The sequence below is a fragment of the Lyngbya sp. CCY1209 genome (assembly GCF_055795065.1).
The window spans coordinates 1-4,152 of record NZ_JAYFER010000224.1; the positions used below are offsets into that span (position 1 = coordinate 1).

3 protein-coding genes are annotated in these 4,152 nt (G+C 56.9%); 1 reads left to right on the top strand and 2 read right to left on the bottom strand.

The annotated features are described in order from the left end of the window. Positions 1-73 precede the first annotated feature (73 nt). Together AC0QHF_RS04950 and AC0QHF_RS04955 are read right to left on the bottom strand one after the other, a co-directional pair. Positions 74-3,103, bottom strand: coding sequence for a UPF0182 family protein (locus AC0QHF_RS04950; protein ID WP_324703076.1), 3,030 nt, complete (start codon positions 3,101-3,103; stop codon positions 74-76). 75 nt (positions 3,104-3,178) lie between these two features. Continuing rightward, positions 3,179-3,781 (bottom strand): DNA-3-methyladenine glycosylase, encoded by a 603-nt coding sequence (locus tag AC0QHF_RS04955; protein WP_324703077.1) that lies wholly within the window; start codon positions 3,779-3,781, stop codon positions 3,179-3,181. A 19-nt stretch (positions 3,782-3,800) separates the two neighbouring features. Between AC0QHF_RS04955 and AC0QHF_RS04960 the strand changes: the two genes are divergently transcribed. Next, a complete protein-coding gene (locus tag AC0QHF_RS04960; protein ID WP_324703078.1) occupies positions 3,801-3,923 on the top strand; it encodes a hypothetical protein in 123 nt (40 codons plus the stop codon). The last annotated feature ends 229 nt before the right edge of the window (positions 3,924-4,152 follow it).

Here is a 4,152-nt window from a genome sequence, read left to right on the forward strand (position 1 = left end):
CTGTCTTGCTCTCTGCGAGACAGAGTAACAGGTTAGGGCTAGAAAGCCCCGTCGCTGTCTTCGCGGGGATTGGTTACGGGATATCCACTTCCGTCGGCGGGGCCACAACCGGAGTTGTCAGGGGGTCGGCCTCAAACACGGCCCGCAGGGATTCATCCAACGTCGATCGCATCACGATGCGGTTTTCGTAAGCGACGATCACCCGCACCAACGTCGGTAAACTGTTCTCTGTGGCTTCCAAATAAATCGGTTCCACATACAACAAAGACTGTTCGATGGGAATCACCAACAGATTGCCCTGAATCACCCGCGAACCCTGGCGGTTCCACAGGGAGATCTGCTCCGAAATTTCCGGTTCCTGGTTGATCAGGGCTTCCACCTGTTCCGGGCCGAACACCAGACGCTGTTTCGGGAACTGGTAGAGCAGTAATTTCCCGTACTGCGGCACATCCGATCGCGCCGCCAACCAGGCGATCAAATTGATCCGACTCGCCGGGGTAAAGGGCTGCAACAAGATAAACTCCGCCGTCTCTTCCGTCGGCAACCGCATGATCAAATAATAGGGTTCCACCGATTGCGTTGTGTTGCCGTAGATTTCCGTCGGAACCCGCCACAGATCTTCTCGGTTGTAGAACACCTGGGGATCTTGCATATGGTAGGTGAGCAGTCGCTCCGACTGGATGCCGAACAGATCTAGGGGATATCGGATGTGTCCGTAAAGGGATCTCGGCATCTGTTCGATGGGGACGAACAAATCGGGAAAGATCCGTCGCAGGGTCGTCAAAATGGGATCTTGCGGTTCACTGAGATAGTAAAATTTGACGGAACCGTTGTAGGCATCGATGACCACTTTGACCGAATTCCGGATGTAGTTAAATTCGGTTCCCTCCGGGTCGGAGTAGGGGTAGCGGGTGCTGGTGGTGTAGGCATCCAAAATCCAGTAGAGATATTTTCCCTCCGGAGGCGATTCCCGGGAACGATCCCGCCCCAAATCGGCGTCGGCGGCGACCAGGTAGGGGCTGCCATCATACCGTAAAAATGGCGCGATCGCTTGCACCCGTTCAGGGATGTGGCGACGGAACAGAATTTTAGTATCAGGCAGAAAATTGCGGGTAAAAATCATCTGCCAATTTCGCAGATACTTGGCAAACAACAGCCGCCGCCAAACGGAATTGAGGGGGATGCCGCCGTCGCCGTCGTAGATGTTGTAAACGTTCTCGTCCCCGGAGGGAAAGTCGAACTCCCGCACCCGCGTCGAGGTCATCACGGGGATGTCCGTCAGTTGGCCGTAGTAGATGCGGGGTTGCCCGATGGGGATGCTGTCCCGAATCCGGGGGGCGACTTCCAGGGTAGTATCGGGGTTGAAGCGTGCGGCCGGACCGATATTTTTGACGTAGTATCTCGGCAGTCCCCCCTCGGCGGCGGTGTTGACGGGGGACAGGGTGAATCCGTAGCCGTGGGTGTAGACCAGGTGTTTGTTGACCCAGGTTTGGGCTTTTTCGGGTACCGAACTGTATTGCAACTCCCGAGCCGCGAGGATCACCTGCTGTTTTTCCGTGCGATCGCCCGGAGTCCGCCTTTCCGGGGGTTTGAGGATGGTGTAGCGATCGATGGACGCATCCAAAAAGGCGTAGTAGGGGCGAATTTGCTGGAGTTGGCGGTTGGTTTGCAGCAGGGGCCGCTTGTCCCAGAGGCGGATATTGTTGATGGTCAGGTCGTTGTCCTGCAAGTTGGCGTAGGTCAGTTCGGCGTCGGGGTCGAAGGTGCGGACTTCGATCGCGTCCAAATTGAACGCCTGTCGGGTAAACTTGATGCTGCGCTCGATGTAGGGTTCTTCCCGCTCTAACTCGTTGGGTTGAACCACCAACCGCTGCACGATCGCGGGTAAGGTCCATCCCACCATAACAGCGATCACCAGATACCAAGCCAGGATCGTCCGCAGGGAATAGCTGTCGGCGAACAATTTAGCCCGCCGGCGGGGACGCCGCCTCCTGCGACGCCAACCCAGAGTTTTCAAGCCATACTCGATATAAGGTGCGATCGCCCGCACGGAGAAAAACGCCTGCCAAAATAAAAACAGCGCGAACCCCAGCGACAGCAGCGACAGGAGGCGATAGGCCGGTTCCTGGGCCATGATGTCGGTGTAACCCGCCCCGAACACCACCCCCCGCTCGGAATAAAGCAACTCGTAGCGGTTGAGCCAGTATCGCAGGGTCATGCACAGCATGAAGATCCCCGCCAACCCGTGCAGGTGACGCTGTTGGGGTTGGGAAAAACCGGGAAACCGCCCCTGGCTGAGGCTGTTGCCCGACAGCAGGTAGATCAGGCTGCAAGAAATTAAGCCACACAAAAATAGGCCGAACAGCCAAAACTCCAGCAGGTGAATGACGGGGAGGGTGAAAATATAAAAGCTGATTTCTCGGTTGAAGAGATCTTCGCTGATGTTGAACGGCGTGGGGTTGAAGAAGGCCAGGACTTCGATCCAGTGCTGGGAGAGAATCCAGCCGAACCCGACGCTGAAAAACAGGGCGATCGCATTCAGGGACAGTTGCGGGCGAATCACGATGGCCACGACCAGAATCAGGGCGATCGCAACTTGCCACCACTCGATCGGTTGTTGCAGCAATATTTCCCAGAAGCCATCGAACTCAAATCGATTTGGGAGATCTTTGAAAGCCGGGGAGCGATCGAGATCCCAACTCAAATCGGCAAAAAATTCCCGGCTGTAGTACAGCAAAACCATCGCCAGCAACAAAGCCGGCCCCAGAACTAAAAATAGGAGCCAGCTCAAATTCAACGCGGGCGGGGTTTCCGGCGGTATCGGTTCAAACAGAGAATCCTGGAAACGGTGTTGGGAGCGGGGGAAGGGCTCGTAGCGGAGTTCGTTGGCGAGGTTGAGGTTCCAGAACAAAAACGCCGCACTCGTCCCGCAGCCGACTATCCACAGCGTCCCTTGGGTCAGCAGCCGCCGCCCGAACACCGACAGATAGCCCACTTCGTCAAACCACAGGTATTCCGCCACCACCCGGGTGACGAGATCGAAGATGAGCCACGCTCCCAACAGGAACAAGATAGCTTTGAAAGCCCAGCGTTTGAATGCCATTGAGCAATTTTAGATTTGAGATTGTAGGGGCGCAAGGCTTGCGCCCTGACCTCCCTATACCCTACACCCTACACCCTATTTTTTCGAGACGGCCGGGGAGTCGGCCAAATACCACCGCCAGGGGAGATCGGTGCCTTTGGAAATGCCGATGCGGGTGGTTTGGACGATTTCGGCGTCGAAATTTTGATCGCGGCGTTCCAGCCACAGAGAAGACTCGGGAGACAATGGCAAGCCGTCGAAGCTGCGATCGATTTGCAGCACCCGACACAGTTTTCCGGGGCCGGCGGCGAGGCGGTGGGGTTTTTCCCGGCGGGTGGAAGTCGGGATCATTTCCTCGGGGGGACTCGTCAGGTGCAGTGCCCGCAGCAATACCGCGCTGGCCATCCCGGGGCGATCGGTCACGATATTCAAACAATGATACATCCCATATATTAAATAAACGTAACTGCGGCCAGCCTCCCCGAACATCGCCGCATTGCGGAGCGTCCGCTTCCGATAACCGTGACAGGCCGGATCGCCCGCCTCATAGGCTTCCACCTCCGCGATCGCACCCCGGATCTCGCTTCCGTCCGGCATCCGCCGCACCAACGTGCAACCCAACAGATCGGGCGCCACTTCGGGAGATGGACGCGCCAACTCGGAAGCGTCTACAATCCGATTGAGTGGTAATGAATTCATCTGGAGGATCGCCTCAACTATGGACATCAAATTAATTTTGGTCGGATTGACCGTCGTTTTCAGCGTCGCCTGCCTGTTCTTCGGAACTAAGAACGGTTTCTACGACACTGACGACTATCACGGCAACGGTTCCGCACACTAAATTGGGGAGTCGGGAGTCGGTATTAGGGAGTCGGTATTAGGGAGTCGGGAGTCGGGAGCGGGGGGAGCAGGGGGAGCGGGGGGAGCGGGGGGAGCGGGGGGAGCAGGGGGAGCAGGGGGAGCGGGGGGAGCGGGGGGAGCAGGGGGAGCGGGGGGTGAGACATCCAGACCGCTTGGGAATCAATTCCCAAGCTAATAGCTCAAATCATCTAAAGATGATTGGGGAATTT

Coding starts and splice junctions, on each gene's coding strand:
- AC0QHF_RS04960 (WP_324703078.1), top strand. CDS start 3,801: ATGGACATCAAATTAATTTTGGTCGGATTGACCGTCGTTTTCAGCGTC.
- AC0QHF_RS04955 (WP_324703077.1), bottom strand. CDS start 3,781: ATGAATTCATTACCACTCAATCGGATTGTAGACGCTTCCGAGTTGGCG.
- AC0QHF_RS04950 (WP_324703076.1), bottom strand. CDS start 3,103: ATGGCATTCAAACGCTGGGCTTTCAAAGCTATCTTGTTCCTGTTGGGA.